The 18,412-nt window shown below is 70.5% G+C and carries 13 protein-coding genes and 1 pseudogene; 10 read left to right on the forward strand and 4 right to left on the reverse strand.

Annotated elements, in window-relative coordinates; translation table 11 throughout:
* Positions 1–3: 3 nt before the first annotated feature.
* The 4 genes and pseudogenes from ABIE45_RS26510 to ABIE45_RS26525 all read right to left on the reverse strand — a co-directional run bounded on the left by ABIE45_RS26510 (position 4) and on the right by ABIE45_RS26525 (position 4,065).
* Complete coding sequence (locus ABIE45_RS26510; RefSeq protein ID WP_192707664.1) at positions 4–1,008, reverse strand: chlorophyllide a reductase iron protein subunit X; 1,005 nt, start codon at positions 1,006–1,008, stop codon at positions 4–6.
* Positions 1,005–1,943: a chlorophyll synthesis pathway protein BchC gene (gene bchC, locus ABIE45_RS26515; RefSeq protein ID WP_192707663.1), complete on the reverse strand. Its 939-nt coding sequence runs from the start codon at positions 1,941–1,943 to the stop codon at positions 1,005–1,007. The genes ABIE45_RS26510 and bchC overlap by 4 nt, the downstream gene beginning before the upstream one ends.
* A gap of 94 nt (positions 1,944–2,037) precedes the next feature.
* Positions 2,038–3,166 (reverse strand): annotated as a pseudogene (locus ABIE45_RS26520) (methyltransferase).
* A 29-nt stretch (positions 3,167–3,195) separates the two neighbouring features.
* Complete coding sequence (locus tag ABIE45_RS26525) at positions 3,196–4,065, reverse strand: polyprenyl synthetase family protein (RefSeq protein ID WP_192707661.1); 870 nt, start codon at positions 4,063–4,065, stop codon at positions 3,196–3,198.
* A gap of 83 nt (positions 4,066–4,148) precedes the next feature.
* On the opposite strand from ABIE45_RS26525, the gene crtD reads away from it, so the two are divergent.
* The 10 genes from crtD to ABIE45_RS26575 all read left to right on the forward strand — a co-directional run bounded on the left by crtD (position 4,149) and on the right by ABIE45_RS26575 (position 18,271).
* On the forward strand, positions 4,149–5,708 hold the full coding sequence (gene crtD, locus ABIE45_RS26530; protein ID WP_210331657.1) for a 1-hydroxycarotenoid 3,4-desaturase CrtD: 1,560 nt from the start codon (positions 4,149–4,151) through the stop codon (positions 5,706–5,708).
* Entirely contained in the window at positions 5,705–6,565 is an 861-nt protein-coding gene (locus ABIE45_RS26535; protein WP_192707660.1) for a carotenoid 1,2-hydratase, read from the forward strand. Before crtD ends, ABIE45_RS26535 begins: the two co-directional genes overlap by 4 nt.
* 469 nt (positions 6,566–7,034) lie before the next feature.
* Positions 7,035–8,273 carry a glycosyltransferase gene (locus ABIE45_RS26540; protein ID WP_192707659.1) on the forward strand — a complete coding sequence of 413 codons (1,239 nt, stop codon included), beginning with the start codon at positions 7,035–7,037 and terminating at the stop codon, positions 8,271–8,273.
* Entirely contained in the window at positions 8,270–9,550 is a 1,281-nt protein-coding gene (locus ABIE45_RS26545) for a glycosyltransferase (RefSeq protein ID WP_192707658.1), read from the forward strand. The genes ABIE45_RS26540 and ABIE45_RS26545 overlap by 4 nt, the downstream gene beginning before the upstream one ends.
* Positions 9,538–11,487, forward strand: a complete 1,950-nt coding sequence (locus ABIE45_RS26550) for a glycosyltransferase (RefSeq protein WP_192707657.1) — start codon at positions 9,538–9,540, stop codon at positions 11,485–11,487. Before ABIE45_RS26545 ends, ABIE45_RS26550 begins: the two co-directional genes overlap by 13 nt.
* On the forward strand, positions 11,484–13,325 hold the full coding sequence (locus ABIE45_RS26555; protein WP_192707656.1) for an ABC transporter ATP-binding protein: 1,842 nt from the start codon (positions 11,484–11,486) through the stop codon (positions 13,323–13,325). Before ABIE45_RS26550 ends, ABIE45_RS26555 begins: the two co-directional genes overlap by 4 nt.
* Positions 13,325–14,191 carry a hypothetical protein gene (locus ABIE45_RS26560; RefSeq protein ID WP_192707655.1) on the forward strand — a complete coding sequence of 289 codons (867 nt, stop codon included), beginning with the start codon at positions 13,325–13,327 and terminating at the stop codon, positions 14,189–14,191. The genes ABIE45_RS26555 and ABIE45_RS26560 overlap by 1 nt, the downstream gene beginning before the upstream one ends.
* Positions 14,188–16,113 (forward strand): ABC transporter substrate-binding protein, encoded by a 1,926-nt coding sequence (locus ABIE45_RS26565; RefSeq protein WP_192707654.1) that lies wholly within the window; start codon positions 14,188–14,190, stop codon positions 16,111–16,113. The genes ABIE45_RS26560 and ABIE45_RS26565 overlap by 4 nt, the downstream gene beginning before the upstream one ends.
* Positions 16,110–17,126, forward strand: a complete 1,017-nt coding sequence (locus ABIE45_RS26570) for an ABC transporter permease (protein WP_192707653.1) — start codon at positions 16,110–16,112, stop codon at positions 17,124–17,126. Before ABIE45_RS26565 ends, ABIE45_RS26570 begins: the two co-directional genes overlap by 4 nt.
* The gene (locus ABIE45_RS26575; protein ID WP_192707652.1) at positions 17,123–18,271 is read left to right on the forward strand and encodes an ABC transporter permease; all 1,149 of its coding nucleotides are present in this window, start codon (positions 17,123–17,125) and stop codon (positions 18,269–18,271) included. The genes ABIE45_RS26570 and ABIE45_RS26575 overlap by 4 nt, the downstream gene beginning before the upstream one ends.
* The last annotated feature ends 141 nt before the right edge of the window (positions 18,272–18,412 follow it).

An 18,412-nucleotide genomic window follows, 5' to 3' on the forward strand; every position in this document is an offset into this window, starting at 1 on the left:
GCGTCAGACCTCGTCGTAGACGACTTCGAGGGACGGCTTGGCCACGTGGGCGACGCCGCACATGTCCTCGTGGGTCGCCGGGACCAGCACGACGTCGCGGCCGGTGGTCTCGCTGGAGAACAGGCTGAGCAACCCGTCCTGCGAGAGCGGCGTCGGGCGGTGCGGCGCGGCGTCCGCGACGTTGGCGGCGAGTTCCGCGAACAACGCCCCCCAACGCCCGTCCGGCTTGCCGATGATCTCGTAATTGGCGCTCTTGCGCCGGATATCCTCGTCGGCCGGGATCGAGGCCAGGACCGGGATGCCGGCGGCGTCCGCGAAGGCCTGCGCCTCGCCGGTGCCGTCATCCTTGTTGATCACCAGACCGCCGACGCCGACATTGCCGCCGAGCTTGCGGAAATACTCCACCGCCGAGCAGACGTTGTTGGCGACGTAGAGCGACTGAAGGTCGTTCGAGCCGACGACGATGACCTTCTGGCACATGTCCCGGGCGATCGGCAGGCCGAAGCCGCCGCAGACCACGTCGCCGAGGAAGTCGAGCAGGACGAAGTCGAAGCCCCACTCGTGGAAGCCGAGCTTTTCCAGCAGTTCGAAGCCGTGGATGATGCCGCGCCCGCCGCAGCCGCGCCCGACCTCGGGGCCGCCGAGCTCCATCGCATAGACGCCGTCGCGCTTGAAGCAGACGTCGCCGATCGCGACCACCTCGCCAGCAAGCTTCTTCGTCGTCGAGGTCTCGATGATGGTCGGGCAGGCCTTGCCGCCGAACAGCAGCGAGGTGGTGTCGCTCTTCGGATCGCAGCCGATCAGCAGGACCTTCTTGCCCTGCTGGGCCATCATGTAGCTGAGATTGGCCAGCGTGAACGACTTGCCGATGCCGCCCTTGCCGTAGATCGCGATGATCTGCGTTTCTTTCTTCGCTGGTGCGGTAGCGACTGCATCGGGCTCGATCGCGGCCTCGGCGCGTAGCTGGGTCGCTTGGGACAGGGCGGCCTTGTTGAGCTGAACGTTCACGCGGCGTCCCTCCAGTCGAGGATCATCTTCAGGCAGGCGGGATCGGCAAAGGCGGTGCGGTAGGCACTTTCGGCCTCCGCCGCCGGCGCGCGATGGGTGATCAGCCCGTCAAGCGAGAGCTGGCCGCCGTCGATCAGCATCGTCACGGCGGCGAGATCCTCGGGCCGGAACTCTGCGGAGATCCTGATCCGCGCCTCGCGCATGAAGGCGGGCGGGAAGGCAAAGCTGAGGGGCGCCTCGTAGAACCCGGCGAGCACGATCTCGCCTCCGGGAGCGAGCCGGGCGATCAGGGTATCGAGACCGTCGGCGTTGCCGCTCACGTCGGTGATGACCGCGTAGTCGCGTCGCAGATCGTCCGCCGGCGCCAGGACCGTGTAGCCGAGCGCCCCGGTGCTGCGCGCCGGATTCGTCTCCCAGACGGTCGGCTCGGCGCCCGCAGCCAGGGTAAGCCGGGCCAGCAGCCGGCCGAGCACACCGTGGCCGACGATGAGAGGCGTCGAGCCGGGCCGGATCCCGCCGAGGGCCCGGTAGGCGGTCGCCGCCAGGGCGAGCAGGCAGGCTCGGTCGCCGAGGGCGGCGTCCACCGGTATGAGCCGTCCAGCCGGTGCGACGAGATGCGAGGCGGCGCCGCCAAACAGGCCCCGGACGGAGCCGAAGCAGCGTGCGCCCGGGACGTAGACGGTCTGGCCGACCATAACCGATCCGCCCGCATCAGGCTCGATTACCGTGCCCACGGACTCGTAGCCGGGAACCAGGGGATATCCCATGCCGGGAAACGGCGGCATCCGGCCCGACCAGAGGAGCCGCTCGGTGCCGGTGCTGATCCCGCTCCATGTGACCGCAACGACTGCGTCGGTCTCAGCCGGCGGCGTCAGTGCGACGTGCTTGATCGCGAGATGCTCCGGACTTTCGAGAATGACGGCCAAAGCATCCATGGCTGGGATCTTCCGCCCGACGTTGCGCGAATCTCGCCGATGCGAAGCCGCTGAGTGTCATCCTAGATAGACATATGTAAGCGTCAAGGCATACCTACAGATCAGCGCTCGATTTTTGGGCGATCAGCACGCGGGTGAGCAGCGGGCGCCGGGTTTTGGGCTCGCGGACAGCGGTAAATCCCGCCTCGCGCAACATGGCGCGAAGCTCTTCGACGCGACGGGGCCGTCCTGAACCCATGGCAAGCAGGTAGAAGCCGAAATACGCGTCGCCGACGGGTTCGGCGCCCGGAGTGCCGGCCATGGGCTCCGCAAGGATCAGGATCCCACCGGGCGCCAGAGCGGTGTGCGCCGCCGCGAGCAGAGCCTGGGCAGGGGCGTCGTCGTGATCGTGGACGATCCGGACCAACGAGATCGCGTCAGCTCCGGTCGGCAATCCGCCGTGAAAATCGCCGCCGCAACAGGTGATCCGCTCGCCGAGACTGAGGCGCGCGAGGCGATTCTGAGCGCGGTCCGCCACGGCGGGAAGGTCGAAGAGCGTCAGCCTCTGGGTGGCGTGCCGGCGGGCAATCGCCTGGAGGAACGCGCCCTCGCCGCCGCCGACATCCATCAGGTGTCCGACCCGCGAGAGGTCGCAGACGTCGAGCACGTCCTCGGCGATCATGGCCTGGGAGGCGCCCATGAGGCCGCTGTAGGGCGCGACGCTCTTCGCATCGCCTGCGCCGCCGTTGGCGTAGGGCCAGTAGCCGGAGAGCCGGGTCGGCGGCGTCTGTCTGCGCAGCAGCGCCACCGGATCCGCGAGATCGGCGTAGAGGAGCGCGTGGTGCTCGATCATCGCGGCGACGCCCGGATTTCCGACGAGCGCGGCGCCGAGATCCGCGAGCGCGAACCGATCATCCGACACCGCGCGCACCAGCCCGAGTGATTCGGCGGCCCGTAGCAGGCGGCGCGCGGCGTCCGGTGACAGGTCGATGCGAAGGGCCAGCGTTGCGACCGAGAGCGGCCCTTCGGCGAGGATCCCGAACAGATCGAGCCGGATGCAGGCCGTGAGCACCTGCGCGTAGACGAAGCCGGCGCAGAGATCGAACAGGGCCCGGGTGTTTCGCCGGGCAATCCGACGGGTCAGAGGTAAAGCCCGCCGCCCAGCGCTGGAAGCGCGGGCTCGACACAAGGCGGTTGCGCCACGCCAGCCATCGGTCTCCGAGGGCAGTCGGACGTGGCGCCAAGGCCGTGACCCTTGGGAGCGGGCCGGCGCTCAGGCCACCACCGCCCGCAGGCTCGCCGGCAGGAAAAGCCGCGCCTGCGCCTCGATCTCGGCGGTAAGTGCGGCCGCGCCGGGACAGGCCGGAATCGCCGCCACGGCCTCGCGGGTCAGGCGCGACAGGCGATCCAGCGCTCCGCCGGTACCGAGGAGCGCGGCCGCATTCGGTCGGCCGAGGGTGGCGTCGCGCCCGGCCGGCTTGCCGATCTCCTCCTGGCGGCAGGCGACGTCGCGCAGGTCGTCGGCGACTTGGTAGGCCTCGCCGAGACATTCACCGAGCCTGCGCCACGGCTCCGGCTCGGCTCCGGCGGCTGCGGCGCCCGCCACCGTCGCGGCCGCGAACAGGGCACCGGTCTTCGCCTGCTGATAGTCGCTGAGGCTGACATGCGCCTCCGACTCCCAGGCCTGCCCCGCCGCGATGCCGGACGGCGAGCCTGCCGCACGTCCGAGCAGGCCCACGAGCCGTACGAGCCGCCCTGGGTGAGAGCCGGCGGCGCGCGCCAAGGTCTCGAAGGCCAGCACGATGAGGGCATCGCCAGTCAGCACCGCGATGGGTTCTCCGAAGGCGACGTGGATCGAAGGCTTCTGCCGACGCATCGGCGCGTCGTCGAAGCAGGGAAGGTCGTCGTGGACCAGGGAGGCGCAGTGGAGAAGCTCGATTGCCGCTGCGGCCGCCTCGGAGCCGCCCGGATCGTCGTCGCCGCAAGCCTGGGCCACCGAGAGGCAGAGGCGCGGGCGGATGCGGTGGCCGCCGGGAAAGACCGCGTAGCGGAGAGCTTCCGCGAGGAGCGGCGGCGCACCCGGCGCCTCCGCGTGCGCCACGGCGCGATCCAGGGCGATCTCGATTCGCCGACCCGATTCCATCGCGTTGCCTCCCGTGTTGTATGCGGTTGTCAGCAACAAGTGTCATTTCTTATTGACACTTGCAGCCTCACAGATCAATCCCGATGAGGGCCGGAAGCGAGGCGACCGTGGCGCAGGAGCGCGTCATCGTAATTGGAGCGGGCATCGGCGGCCTCGCCGCCGCGCTGCGGCTCGCCCATGCCGGGCTCGACATCCTCGTGCTCGAGCGCGGTCCGGCGCCCGGAGGCAAGATGCGCGCGGTTCCGGTCGGAACGCGCACCGTCGAGGCGGGACCGACCGTCTTGACGATGCGTTGGGTATTCGAGGCCCTGTTCCACGAATGCGCCGCGGACCTTGCCGACAGAATCGCGCTGACACGGGCCGATCTTCTCGCGCGTCATGCTTGGAGCCGCGACGAGCGGCTGGATCTCTTCGCCGACATCGAGGCTTCGGCCGACGCGATCACGGCCTTCGCGGGCCCGCGGGAGGCCGAAGGGTACCGGCGGTTCTGCGCCCGCTCGGCCGAGGTTTACCGGACGCTGGAAGGTCCGTTCATCCGGGATGGCCGGACCAGTCCGGCCGGCCTCGCCCAGCGGGTTGGGTTCTCGGGTCTCGGCGACCTCTGGCGGATCCAGCCCTTTGCCACTCTATGGTCCGCGCTCGGCACGTTCTTCCGCGATCCCCGGTTGCGGCAGCTGTTCGGCCGTTACGCCACCTATTGCGGCGCCTCGCCGTTCACTGCTCCCGCGACCCTGATGCTCGTCGCCCATGTCGAGCAAGCCGGCATCTGGACCGTGGACGGCGGCCTGAGCGCGCTGGCCCGGGCTGTGGCGGATCTCGCCGTGGAACGGGGCGCCGCATTCCGGTACGGCGCCCATGTCGACCAGATCGTCGTGGAGCGGGGCCGGGCCGCGGGTGTGGTCCTGGCCGACGGCGAGCGGATCCCGGCCGACCGGATCGTCTGCAACGCCGACTGCGCGGCCCTGGGCGCCGGGCTTCTCGGAGTTGGTGCCGTATCCGCCGGCGAGCGCCTCGCACCGGCCGAGCGCTCGCTCTCGGCCGTGACGCTGTGCGCAACCGCAATCCCGACGGGTTTCCCCCTCGCTCACCACACCGTGTTCTTCTCGCGGGACTACCGCGCCGAGTTCGACGCGATCCTGCGCGCGCGCCGGCTGCCCGACGACCCGACGGTCTACATCTGCGCCCAGGACCGAACTGATGCCGGGCCGCGGCCGCCCGGGCCCGAACGCCTGCTCATGCTCGTCAACGCCCCGGCGGATGGCCGGGACCGCCCGCTCACGCCCGTGGAGATCCGGACATGCGAGACGAATCTGTTGCGCCGGCTCGAAGCCTGCGGGCTGACGCTGGAATCGACATCCGATCCGGTCACGACGACGCCGCGGGAGTTCGAGACGCTGTTCCCGGGGACGGGCGGCGCCCTCTACGGGCGGGCGGCCCAGGGCTGGGCGGCGACGTTCAAGCGGGCCGGCGCACGGACGGGCGTTCCGGGCCTCTACTTGGCGGGAGGCTCGATCCATCCCGGCCCGGGCGTTCCGATGGCGGCGCAGTCGGGCCGGCTGGCGGCCACCGCGATCCTGGACGACCTCGCTTCGACGGCGCGGTCGCGCGGGGCGGCTACGCGTGGTGGTATGTCGATGCGGTGAGCGACGATGGCCGGCAGGGCCTGACGATCATCGCGTTCATCGGCAGCGTGTTCTCGCCCTACTACGCGTGGAGCGCCGAGAAGGACCCCTTCGCGCATTGCGCGATGAACGTGGTCCTGTACGGCGACCGGAGCCGCTTTTCCATGACCGAGCGCCGCGCCGCCAGCCTCGATCGCGGCCCGGACCACATCGCGATCGGGCCGAGCGCGATGACCTGGGACGGCACGGCGCTGACGGTCCGGATCGACGAACGCGGCGCACCGCTGCCCTACAGGCTGCGCGGCTCAATCCGGCTGGAGCCGCGGGGCTTCACAGAGGGACCGTTCCACCTCGACCGGGCCGGGCGCCACCGCTGGTGGCCGATGGCACCGTCTTCCCGCGTCGAAGTCGCTTTCGAGCAGCCGGACCTTCGCTGGCGCGGGAGCGGCTACTTCGACACCAACGATGGCGACGAGCCCCTGGAGGCGGCCTTCTCGCGGTGGACGTGGTGCCGGGCCGAGCTGCCGGACGGCGCCACCATCCTGTACGATGTCCAGCACCGTCAGGGCGGCGGTCAGAATCTGTCGCTGCGCTTCGCCACTGACGGCAGCCGCCGCGAGATCCGCCCGCCCGCGCCCGCGGGCCTGCCGGCCACCAAGTTCTGGCGGATGGCGCGGGAGACCCGCAGCGACGACGGCCGCTCGCGGGTGCTCACGACCTTCGAGGACACACCGTTCTACGCGCGCTCGCTGCTGGCCTCGACGCTTGGCGGCGAGCCGGTGCGGGCGATGCACGAGAGCCTGTCGCTGGACCGGTTCCGCAACCCGCTGGTTCGGCTGATGCTGCCGTTCCGGATGCCACGGCCGCTGCCGCGTTAGGCAAACGCGCTCCGACCAGGACTTTCGCTTCCTGTCGCTGTGCTCCGGCAGTCCCGGCGACGCCGGTCGCGCTCGGGCAGATTGCTCAGTGCCCTTCTCCCTATCGGAGAGTATATTCGCTCACCCCGTCATTCCGGGTCCGCGCAGCGGATTCCTGAATCCAGACCCACCGACGCGCCAAAGCTTTACACGGACAGCGGTTCTGGATTGCCCGCCTCCGGCGTGCCCCTCCGGGTCCGGGCTCGACTTCGGCGCCCCGGAAAGACGGCGTGTCTCGCCGCTCGTCAAACGTCTACGTCACATGGATTTCAGAGCGGATTCTCATCCTCGCTGGCGAGTGAGTTGCATTCCGTCACGCGCGTGACCGTCGGCGCGCCAGCCAGCGACCGCGCTGTTTGCCGTGCGGCCCGGCTTGTGCGAGAGGGCGGCGGCTGCGATCCTTGCGCCGTCAAACGGGGCGGTCTCCTTGATGCGAGTGGACGAGGCGTCTCCCGCCCCACGCGTCCTGATCTACAGCCACGACACCTTCGGGCTCGGCCATCTGCGGCGCTCGCGGGCGATCGCCAACGCGATCGTCGCGCGCAACCGGGGGGCGCGGGCGACGATCGTGTCGGGCTCGCCGGTGATCGACCGTTTCGGATTCGCGCCGGGTGTGCGCACGGTCCGGCTGCCGCCGGTGACGAAGTTCCGCGACGGCGGCTATGCGAGCCTCGACGCCGACATCCCCCTCGCTCGGACGGTCGCACAGCGATCGACGACCATCGTGCGGGCCTGCGAAGACTTCAGGCCCGACCTCGTCATCGTCGACAAGGAGCCCGCGGGCTTCCACGGCGAATTGATGCCGGTGCTCGAAGCGGCCGCGAGCCGCGGGATCCGGCTCGTCCTCGGCCTGCGCGACGTGCTCGACGATGCCGACCGCCTCGTTCCCGAATGGGAGCGCAAGGGTGCGGCCGAGACGATGGCGCGCTTCTACGACGAGATCTGGGTCTACGGCCTCAGCCGCATCCACGAGCCGCTGGCGGCTTTGCCGATGGAGGCCGAGATGGCCGCGCGGATCGGCGAGCGCCTGATCTACACCGGCTATCTCCGCCGGGCGCTGCCCGAGCGGCGTGCCGACCGGGATGAGCCGGCCATCGCGGCCGGCCCGTTCATCCTCGTGACACCGGGGGGTGGCGGCGACGGCGCGGCGCTCATCGACTGGGTGATCGGCGCCTACGAGATCGATCCCGGGATCCCCCTCCCCGCCCTCATCGCATTCGGCCCCTTCCTCGATGCGGAGACCCGCGAGCGCTTCAGTGCGCGGATCCGCCGGCTCGCCGGACGGATCTCCGCGATCACCTTCGACAGCGAGATCGAGTTTTTGATGCGCAAGGCGTCCGGCGTGGTGGCGATGGGCGGCTACAACACCTTCTGCGAGATCCTGTCCTTCGACCGGCGCGCCATCCTTGTCCCGCGCACCGAACCGCGGCGGGAACAGGCGATCCGCGCGCAGGCGGCTGAGCGGCTGGGGCTCGTCCGGGTTCTGATGGAAGCTGACGGCCGGGCGCCGGAGCGCATGGCTGCGGCCTTGCGCGCCCTGCCGGATCAGTCCGAGCCGTCGCGGGTCTTGGTTCCGGGCCTGCTCGACGGTCTCGACGCGGTCGCCCGCAGGGTTCGGGCCCTGGCGGGCGCCACTTCGGAGTCCTCCTGCGTGCGGGCGTTCTCGTGAAGCCCGTGCGAGTCGCCGTGGTGCTCAAGGGCTACCCGCGGCTGTCCGAAACCTTCATCGCGCAGGAACTGCTCGCCCTCGAACGGCGCGGCCTGCCCCTGGAGATCTGGTCGTTGCGCCGCCCGACCGATCGGGCGCGGCACCCGATGCACACGCAGATCCAGGCGCCGGTCGCCTACCTTCCCGAATATCTTCGCGACGCGCCGCTGCGCGTGCTCGCCGGCTTGGGCGCCGCGCTTCGGCGACCGCGCTTCCCGGCGCTTCTCACGCTGTTCGCCCGTGACTTCCGGCGCGACCCGACCGCCTCGCGAATCCGGCGGCTCGGGCAGGCCCTGGTCCTCGCGCGGGAACTGCCCGCCGACGTGGCGCATCTCCACGTACATTTCCTTCACACGCCCGCCAGCGTCGCCCGCTATGTCGCGCTTCTGACCGGCCGCGGCTGGAGCTTCTCCGCCCACGCCAAAGACATCTGGACGACCCCGGACTGGGACTTGCGCGAGAAGCTCACCGACGCCGCCTGGGGCGTGACCTGCACCCGCGACGGGCTCGCACGCCTCGATCACCTGGCGCCGGGTCGGACGCTGCTCGCCTATCACGGCCTCGACCTCGGCCGTTTCCCCGTTCCGCCCGCGACGCGCGCACCCCGTGACGGTTCGGATCCCGCGGCGCCGCTCCGGCTCCTCTGCGTCGGCCGACTCGTCGCCAAGAAGGGGCATGACGACCTGATCGACGCCGTGGCCGCCCTGCCCGCGAGCCTCCACTGGTGCCTCGACCTGATCGGCAACGGAGAGACTCGGCGCGCCCTGGAGGCGCAGGTCGAGGCGCGCGGCCTGTCGGGACGGGTGTCGTTCCTCGGGTCCCTGGCGCAGCCCGACGTGATCGCCGCCATGCGCGAGGCGGACCTATTCGTGCTGCCGACCAAGCCCGCGCCCGGCGGAGATCGGGACGGGCTGCCGAACGTGCTCATGGAGGCCGCGAGCCAGGATCTGCCGATCCTCGCGACCGGCTTTGCGGGGACGCCGGAATTCATCACCGACGGGGTGCACGGCGTGCTGGTCCAGCCCGGCGCGCCGGCGGCTCTGGCAGCCGCCCTCGAACGCCTGGCCCGTGAGCCGGCCCTGCGCCGGTGTCTGGGTGAGGCCGCGCGGGCACGGCTCGTGCAGGACTTCTCGGAGGAAGCCGCGATCGACCTGATCGCCGGCCGGCTTCGTGCCTCTGCGGGGCTCGGAGCCGCCGCCTCGGCGAGCGAACGGGAATTGTCCGCGTGCGCGTCCTGATCGCGGTGACGCATCTCCTCGGCGCCGGCCATCTCACCCGCGCCGCCGCCCTCGCCCGCGCCTTCGTCGAGGCCGGGCACGACGCAATGCTGGTGTCCGGCGGTGTCCCAGCCCCGATGGTGCGGCTCGACGGCGTGCGCCTCGTACAATTGCCGCCGCTGCACGTCGCCGGGACGGCTTTCGCGACGCCGCTCGGCCCGGATGGCGAGCCGGCGGATGCGTCGCTGCTGGATTCCCGCCGCGCCCTGATGATCGAGGCCCTGGCGTCATTTCGGCCGGACGCGGTCATCACCGAGTTGTTCCCGTTCGGCCGCCGGGCGCTCGCCGCCGAGTTTCTCGCCCTGGTGGAAGCCGCCCGCGCCTCAAGCCCGCGACCGCTCGTCCTCGCCTCCGTGCGGGACATCCTGGTCGCCTCGTCCAAGCCGGAGCGGATCGCCGAGGCGCATGACCGCGTGGCGGCGCTCTACGATGCCGTCCTGGTCCACGGCGATCCGGCGCTGGTGCCGCTCGACGCGTCCTGGCCGCTCGACGGCCGGACACGCGCGATTATCCGCTACACCGGGTACGTCGACGAGGGCAGCCGCCCGGCCCCGGCCGCCGCGCGCGCGGGTGTGCTTGTGGCCGCGGGGTCGGGGCCGGCCGGGCTGCTCCTGCTGCGCGCGGCCGCGAAGGCCGCCCGGCGGCGGCCCGACCTCGGCTGGCATATCCTGGCCGGGCACGGCGTCCCGGAGCCGGATCTACGCGCGATCGGACGCGCACTGCCGAAGGGCGTTCTCGGCCGCGCCCGGCCCGATTACCGCAGCCTGCTGGCGGCGGCGGCACTCTCGGTGAGTCAGTGCGGCTACAACACCGCCACGGATCTGCTCGCCACCAGGACGCCGGCTGTGCTGGTTCCGTTCGAGGCCGGGGATGAGACCGAGCAGCGACTGCGCGCCGAGCGCTTGGCCGCCCACGGCATCGCCGAGGTCCTGCCGGAGGCGGATCTCACCGCGGACACCCTGCTCCGCGCGGTCGAGGCTCGGAGCGTCGCGCCGGCGCCAGACGCCCATGGCTTCGATCTCGGAGGCGCTCGTCGCTCGGTCGAGATCACGGCGGCGCTGTTCGCCAACCTCCAGCGCATGTCGCGGGGGCCCGCGGCGGGCGCCGGATCGGATCCGTTGGACCGCGCCTTGAACGAGGCCGCGTCGCGCGGCCGGCAGGTCCACTTCTTCTGGCGGGACGACGACGCGGCCACCGCGACGCCGGCCCTCGACCGGCTGCTCGCGCTCGCTGCGGCCCACGCCGCGCCGCTCCTGCTCGCCGCCATACCGGCCGGAATCGAGCCCGCCCTCGGCCGCCGGCTCGCCGTGGCTCAGAACGTGAGCGTTGCGGTTCACGGCCTCGCGCATCGCAATCACGCGCCCAGCGGTGAGAAACCCGCAGAGTTCGGCGCGCACCGGCCGCACGACGAACTCCTGACCGATGCCGTGGCCGGCCTTCGCCTCGCGCGGGAGCGCGTGCCCGGTCCGATCCTGCTGCCGGTTTTCGTGCCCCCTTGGAACCGGCTCGCGCCGACGCTGGCGGCCGCCCTGCCGGATCTCGGCTATCGCGGCCTCTCCGCGGTGCCCGGGGCGTCCGTCCCGGGCCTCTGCCGCATCGACGCGACGCTGGATCCGATCGACTGGCGTGGGTCCCGATCGCTGCGGGATCCAGAGGCGTTGCTGCGCGATCTGGCCGCCGACATCGCTCGCGAACCTGGCCGGCCGGTCGGCCTGCTGACCCACCATCTCGCTCATGACCCGGCGATCTGGGACTTCGTGCAGGCGCTGCTGTTACGTCTCCTCAAGCATCCCGCAATCCGCGCGCTCGATCCGCGCGAGCTTTTCGACGATGCCGCAATGGACACCACAAGTCCGGCGCCGCATTCTTCAGTCCCACAGATCGCGAGGACTGGTTGAGCCCGCTGCTGTCCATCCGCGACCTCGCCGTCGCCTTTCGAACCGAATCCGCACCGTTCGAGGCCCTGCACGGCCTGTCCCTCGATGTCATGCGCGGGCGCACCCTGGCGCTTGTCGGCGAGTCCGGATCGGGAAAGTCCGTGACCGCGCAGGCGATTCTTCGGATCCTGCCGCCTTCTGCGTCCATCACCCGCGGCCAGATCCTGTTCCGCGATGGTACCGCAGAGACCGACATCGCCCGGCTCCCCGCCGAGGGGTCGGCGATGCGGGCGATCCGTGGGCAGCGCATCGCGATGATCTTCCAGGAGCCGATGACCTGCCTGTCGCCGCTGCACACGATCGGCGACCAGATCGGCGAAGCTTTGCGCATCCATACCGGCGTCGACCGGCGGGAGGCCGACGCGCGGACCCAGGAGGCACTGGCCCGGGTCGGCTTCCCGGATCCGCGCCGGGCCCTGAAGACCTACCCGTTCGAGCTGTCCGGCGGCCTGCGCCAGCGCGCCATGATCGCCATGGCGCTGATCCTGAAGCCGGCCCTCCTGGTCGCCGACGAGCCGACCACAGCGCTCGACGTCACCACCCAGGCCCAGATCCTCGCCCTGCTCGCCCGTCTCCAGGAGGAGACCGGGATGGCGATCCTGCTGATCACCCACGATCTCGGCGTCGTCGCCAACATCGCCCACGACGTGGCGGTCCTGTATCGCGGCCGCCTGGTGGAGGCCGGTCCGCGCGACACGGTCATGCGCACGCCGGGCCACGCTTATCTGCGCGCGCTGCTCCACGCGGTTCCCCGGTTCGACATGGCGCCGGGCGAGCGGCTCACGCCGATCCGTCCGGCCCGGGCCGAGATCCCGCCGGTGCAGGCGCGACCGCCGCTCGCAGGTCCGCTCCTGCAGGTCGAGGGCGTCAGCAAGACCTTCACGCTGCGTGCCGGCCGCCTGTGGCAGAAGCCCCGTCTGGTCCATGCGGTCTCCGACGTCTCGCTGAGCCTCGCGGCGGGCCAGACCCTCGGGCTCGTGGGCGAATCCGGTTCCGGCAAGACCACGGTCTCCAAGATGATCATGCGAGCGCTCCAACCAGATTCGGGGCGCATCCTGTTCGACGACGGCACCGGCCCAAGGGACGTCCACACCCTGAGCGGCGATGCTCTGTTCGCCTACCGGCGCACGGTGCAGTTCGTCTTCCAGGACCCCTACGCCTCGCTCGACCCGCGCCTGACGGTCCGGCAGATTCTGTCCGAGCCGATGGAGATCCACGGCGTCCCCGCCGCCGAGCGGCGGGAGCGCTGCCGGGCGCTGATGGCGATGGTCGGCCTCGACGCAGCCGGCCTCGGCCGCTACCCGCACGCCTTTTCGGGCGGCCAGCGCCAGCGCATCGGCATCGCGCGGGCGCTGGCCGCGAAGCCGCGGCTGCTCGTCCTCGACGAGCCTGTCTCGGCCCTTGACGTCTCTGTGCAGGCGCAGATCCTGAATCTGCTCAAGGATCTTCAGGCAGCACTGGGCCTGTCCTACCTCATCGTCTCCCACAACCTGGCAGTGATCGACTACATGGCGGATACGATCAGCGTGATGTGCCGCGGCCGGATCGTCGAGGAGGCCCCTCGCGCCGCCCTGTTCCGCCACCCGGTCCATCCCTACACGCGGGCGCTGCTGGCGGCGGTGCCCGATCCGAGCCTCGACCACCCGCTCGATTTTGCTGCGATCACGGGCGAGCAGAACGATCCCTCGCGTTGGGCCGAGCCCTACCGGCTTGGGGCCGACGAGGCCGGCACCATGCAGGCGATCGAAGCCGGCCACCGCGTCCGCTTCGGTACGGCCCGCGCGGCGGAGGCGGCGTGATGCAGCCGCGGCCGCCCGTCTATCTGGAGCGCCTACGTCGCAAGGTGCTGTCGCCCCTGTTCGACCGCCTGGGCTACGATCTCGTTCCGGCCGCGCCGGACTGGAGCCATCGTCCGACCTCGCCGCGCGAGGTGACGACGCTGCTAGAATCCGCGGCGGCGATCTTGGCGCGCGACCTCGCGGCCGCCGGGATCCCCGCGGGCGGCGACCTTCTCGAGCAGGTGCAGACGTTCTGGGACCTGATCCCGTCCGCCCCGGTCCGCCAGCGCCGCGGCGGCAGCGGCTTCAACGGCGCCCTCCAGCTCTATGTCGCGATGCGGGCGCTGGAGCCGGATTACGTCATCGAATCCGGCGTCTTCCGCGGGCTCACCACCTGGGTGATCCGACAGGCCTGCCCGCACGCCAGGATCTTCTGCCACGACCCGGACCTCTCGGGCCTCCAGTACCGCGACCCGCAGGCCCGCTACAGCACCGCCGACTGGTCCACTGCCGACTGGTCCATGCTCGATCCGGCCGCCACCGTGGCGTTCTTCGACGACCATGTCGCCCAGGGGCGGCGGGTGGTCGAGGCGCAGGCGCGCGGACTGACGCGCCTCCTGTTCGACGACGACGCCGCCGGGCACCGGATCCACGCCCATGGCGGCCCGGCGCATCCGACCATCGCGATGATCACCGGACCCGAGCGCAGCCCGGAGCCGATCCGCTGGACCCGGAACGGCCGCGCGTTCGAGCAGCCGGCCGACGACGCGCTCGTCCCGCAGGCGGCCGGGCTGATCTTACGGTCCCACGCCTTCGACGACCTTCACCGCGCCACCGGCTACTCGCCGGCGCGGCTCACCTCGGTAACGCTGCGGAGTGGCCCGTGAGCGGTCCGGACGCGCGCAAAGGTGCCCCGCCTCGCGGACGGAGCGCCGGCGGCGTGTCCCGCCGCGCCCTCCTGTCCGGTCTCGGCGCCTCCGTTCTGTGGCCCCGGGCGGGCTGGTCTGATGCGGAGGCACCTGCCCCTCCGACCTCCCCGCTGGTTGTCGATCTCACCGCCCATGGGCGACAGCTCGGCACCGCCGGCGGGACGATCCGGACGCTGATCGCAAAGGCGCGGGACGTCCGCTACCTGTCGGTCTACGGTTACACGCGGCTCGTCGGCTACGATGCCGACCTCAATCTCCGGCCCGACCTGCTGGAGCGGGTCGATGTCGAGGGCGGACGCTTCACCTTTACCCTCCGTAAGGGCCACCGCTGGTCGGACGGGCACCCGTTCACCACGGAGGATTTCCGCTACTATTGGGAGGACGTCGCCAACGAGAAGGCGCTGAGCCCGGAAGGACCGCCCGCCTTCTTCTTGGTCGACGGCAAGCCGCCGCAGGTCGAGTTCCTTGATCCGCTCACCGTCCGCTACAGCTGGGACCGACCGAATCCGACCTTCCTCCCGGCGCTCGCCGCGCCGCGCGACCCGCTGATCTACCGCCCGGCCCATTACCTGAAGCCGTACCATGCCCGCTACGTCGGCAAGGACGCGGCCGAGGCGAAGGCCAAGGCGCAGAAGCTGCGCAGCTGGGCGGCGCTGCATAACCGCCTCGACGACAATTACGAGCTGAACAACCCGGACTGTCCGACCCTCCAGGGATGGGTGCCGCGCACCCGGTCGCCGGCGACCCGATTCCGCTTCGAGCGGAACCGCAGCTACCACCGGGTCGACACGGCCGGCACGCAGCTGCCCTATGTCGACACCCTCGTGATGGATGTCGCCTCGCAAGGGCTGCTGGTCGCCAAGACCAATGCCGGCGAGGCCGACCTGATGTTCCGCGGCCTGGCGATGCCCGACATCCCGAGCCTGAAGGAGGGCGAGAAGGCGCACCAGTACCGGACCAACCTGTGGCCCGTGGCCCGCGGATCGGAGATCGCGCTCTACCCGAACCTCACCACGGCAGACCCGGTCTGGCGCGCCCTCAATCGCGACGTCCGCTACCGCCACGCCCTGTCGCTCGCCATCGACCGGCGGACGCTGAACAACACGCTGCTGTTCGGCATCGGCACGGAGGGCAACGATACGATCGTGCCGGAGAGCCCTTTGTTCTCGCCGGAGCTGCGGACCCTGAACGCCGGCTACGATCCCGCGCAGGCCTCGGCGCTGCTCGATGCAATCGGCCTCACCGGCCGCGACGGCTCCGGCACGCGCCTGTTGCCGGACGGCCGCGCCCTCGAGCTCGTCGTGGAGAGCGACGGCGAGGCCGAGATGGTGCTCGACGCGCTGCTGCTGATCACGGAGTTCTGGCGCGAGGTCGGCATCCGCCTGATCACCAAGCCCCAGGAGCGCACGAACCTGCGCCGACGCTCCATCGCCGGCATGACGATCATGGTCGCCGCGCAGGGCCTCGACCTCGCGGTCCCGACCGCGATCATGCCGCCCACGGAGCTGAGCCCGGCCCAGCCGGAGCACTACGCCTGGCCGCTCTGGAGCCTGAACGTCGAGAGTCGCGGCAAGAGCGGGCAACCCTGCGACGTCCCGGACGTGCAGCGGCTGATCCAACTCGACCGCGCGTGGCGCGAGACCGACGATTCCGGGAAGCAGGCCGACATCTGGCGCGAGATGCTGATGAACCACGCGCGCAACACCTGGGTGATCGGCACGGTGGCGGGCGCGCTTCAGCCGGTGGTCGGGGCCGACCGCCTGATCAACCTGCCGAAACGCGCCCTCTATTCCTGGGAGCCCACCGCGATGATCGGTGTTCAGCGCCTCGACGAGCTGTTCTGGGATAAGGGCGCCGACAAGCGCGCGGAGGTCCGGTGATCGTCCAGATCCTCCGGCGCCTTGTGACGATGGCGCTGACGCTCCTCGTCATCTCGGCGCTCGTCTTCGTCATCATCAAGCTGCCGCCGGGGGATTACCTCACCAACCGGATCATGGAGCTGCGCGCCACCGGGGATGCGGGCTCGGTGGCCAAGGCCGAGCTACTCATCAGCCAGTACGGCCTCGATCGGCCGGTCTGGCAGCAATACCTGATGTGGATCGGCGCCATGCCGGGCCCGGCCGGGTTCTCCGGCCTGCTGCAAGGCGACTGGGGCTGGTCGTTCGAGTACGACAAGCCGGTGGCGGAGGTCGTCGGCGATGCGCTCTGGCTGACGCTGCTGATCAACATCACCGCCGTGATCTTCGTGCACGTCGTGGCGATTCCGGCCGCGATCTACTCGGCAACGCATCGGCACACGTTCGGCGACGCGGTCGTGACGCTCCTGGGCTATGTCGGCCTGGCCGTGCCGGGCTTCCTCCTCGCGCTGATCCTGCTGTTCTACACCAACCGATACTTCGGACTCTCGATCGGGGGCCTCTACGATTCGGCCCTGACCAACCAGCCCTGGACCTGGACCAAGGTCCGCTCGCTGCTCGCGCACCTGATCGTGCCGACGCTGGTGATCGGGCTGGGCGGCACCGCGGCGATGATCCGGCGTATGCGCGCCAACCTCCTCGACGAGTTGGCGAAGCCCTACACGGTCACCGCCCGCGCCAAGGGTCTTCCGCCGCTGCGGGCGCTGCTGAAATACCCGTTCCGGATGTCGCTGAACCCGTTCGTGGCCGATATCGGCAACCTGCTGCCGCACCTCGTCTCCGGATCCGTGCTGGTGTCCCTGGTGCTGAGCCTGCCGACCGTGGGTCCGCTGCTCCTCGACGCCCTGCGCAGCCAGGATCAGTTCATGGCCGGGTTCATTCTGATGTTCGTCGCCGCGCTGACGCTGGTCGGCATGTTGATCTCGGACGTGACCCTCGTCTGGCTCGATCCCCGCATCCGCATGGGCTTACGATGACCGACGCGGCCCCCGTAGCCGGCCACTTCGTCGATCCCGCGCCGTTTGAGCCGGAGGCGCGGGCCGAGAGTTCGACCGGCAGCGCATCCGCGTGGCGGCTGATCCTGCGCAAGTTCCTGCGCCACCGCCTGGCGGTTGCGTCGGCGCTAATCCTGCTCGCTCTGTACGCCACAGTGCCGTTCGTGGAGGTGCTGGCCCCCTACGGCCAAGCGCGGCGCAACGGCGACTTCCTCTACGCGCCGCCTCAGGGTGTTCACCTCTTCCACGAAGGGCGGTTCGTCGGCCCGTTCGTGTACCCGTATCGGGCCCATCTCGACCTCGACACGTTCCGCCGGGACTACGTCGTCGACACGCGGACGCCTCAGGCCCTGCGCTTCCTCTGCCGGGGTGACGGCTACGACTGGCTCGGCCTCGTGCGCACCGATCTCCACCTCGTCTGCCCGCCCGAGACCGGAACGCTGTTCCTGCTCGGCACCGACAAGCTCGGGCGCGACCTGTTCTCGCGCTTGATCTACGGGGCCCGGATCTCCCTCACCATCGGCCTCGTCGGCGTCGCGATATCCTTCTCCCTCGGCCTGCTGTTCGGCGGGATCGCGGGCTATTTCGGCGGATTGGTCGATGCCGGGGTGCAGCGGCTCATCGAGGTGGTGCGGTCCCTGCCCGAGCTGCCGCTGTGGCTCGCGCTCTCGGCCGCGCTGCCGCCGAACTGGAGCCCGCTCCTCGTCTTCTTCGGCATCACGGTGATCCTCGGCCTGCTCGACTGGCCGGGCCTCGCCCGGGCCGTGCGCGGCAAGCTCCTCGCGCTGCGCGAGGAGGATTTCGTCCAGGCCGCTGAGCTGATGGGCGCCTCGCCCACCCGCGTGATCGGCCGCCATCTGATCCCGAACTTCATGAGCCACCTGATCGCGTCGGCAACCCTGTCGATCCCGACCATGATCCTCGGCGAGACCGCCCTCTCCTTCCTGGGTCTTGGCCTCCGGCCGCCGGTGACGAGCTGGGGCGTCCTCCTCAATGAGTCGCAGAATTTGGCTGCAGTGCAGCTCTACCCGTGGCTGCTGCTGCCGGTTCTTCCGGTCCTCGTGACGGTGCTGGCCTTCAACTTCCTGGGAGACGGTCTGCGCGACGCCGCCGATCCGTATCACTGAGGCACGCGGTTGGCGGGCTCACCGGACCCGGCTTCGGTCGACAGCAACGCCATGATTGCGAGCGAAGCGAAGCAGGTCAGCGGCGCTCCAATCACCGAACGCGCGCTACCTGGGTCGCTTCGCTGCGCTCGCGATGACGCC

The sequence above is a fragment of the Methylobacterium sp. OAE515 genome (genome assembly GCF_041806315.1).
Lineage (GTDB): Bacteria > Pseudomonadota > Alphaproteobacteria > Rhizobiales > Beijerinckiaceae > Methylobacterium > Methylobacterium tardum.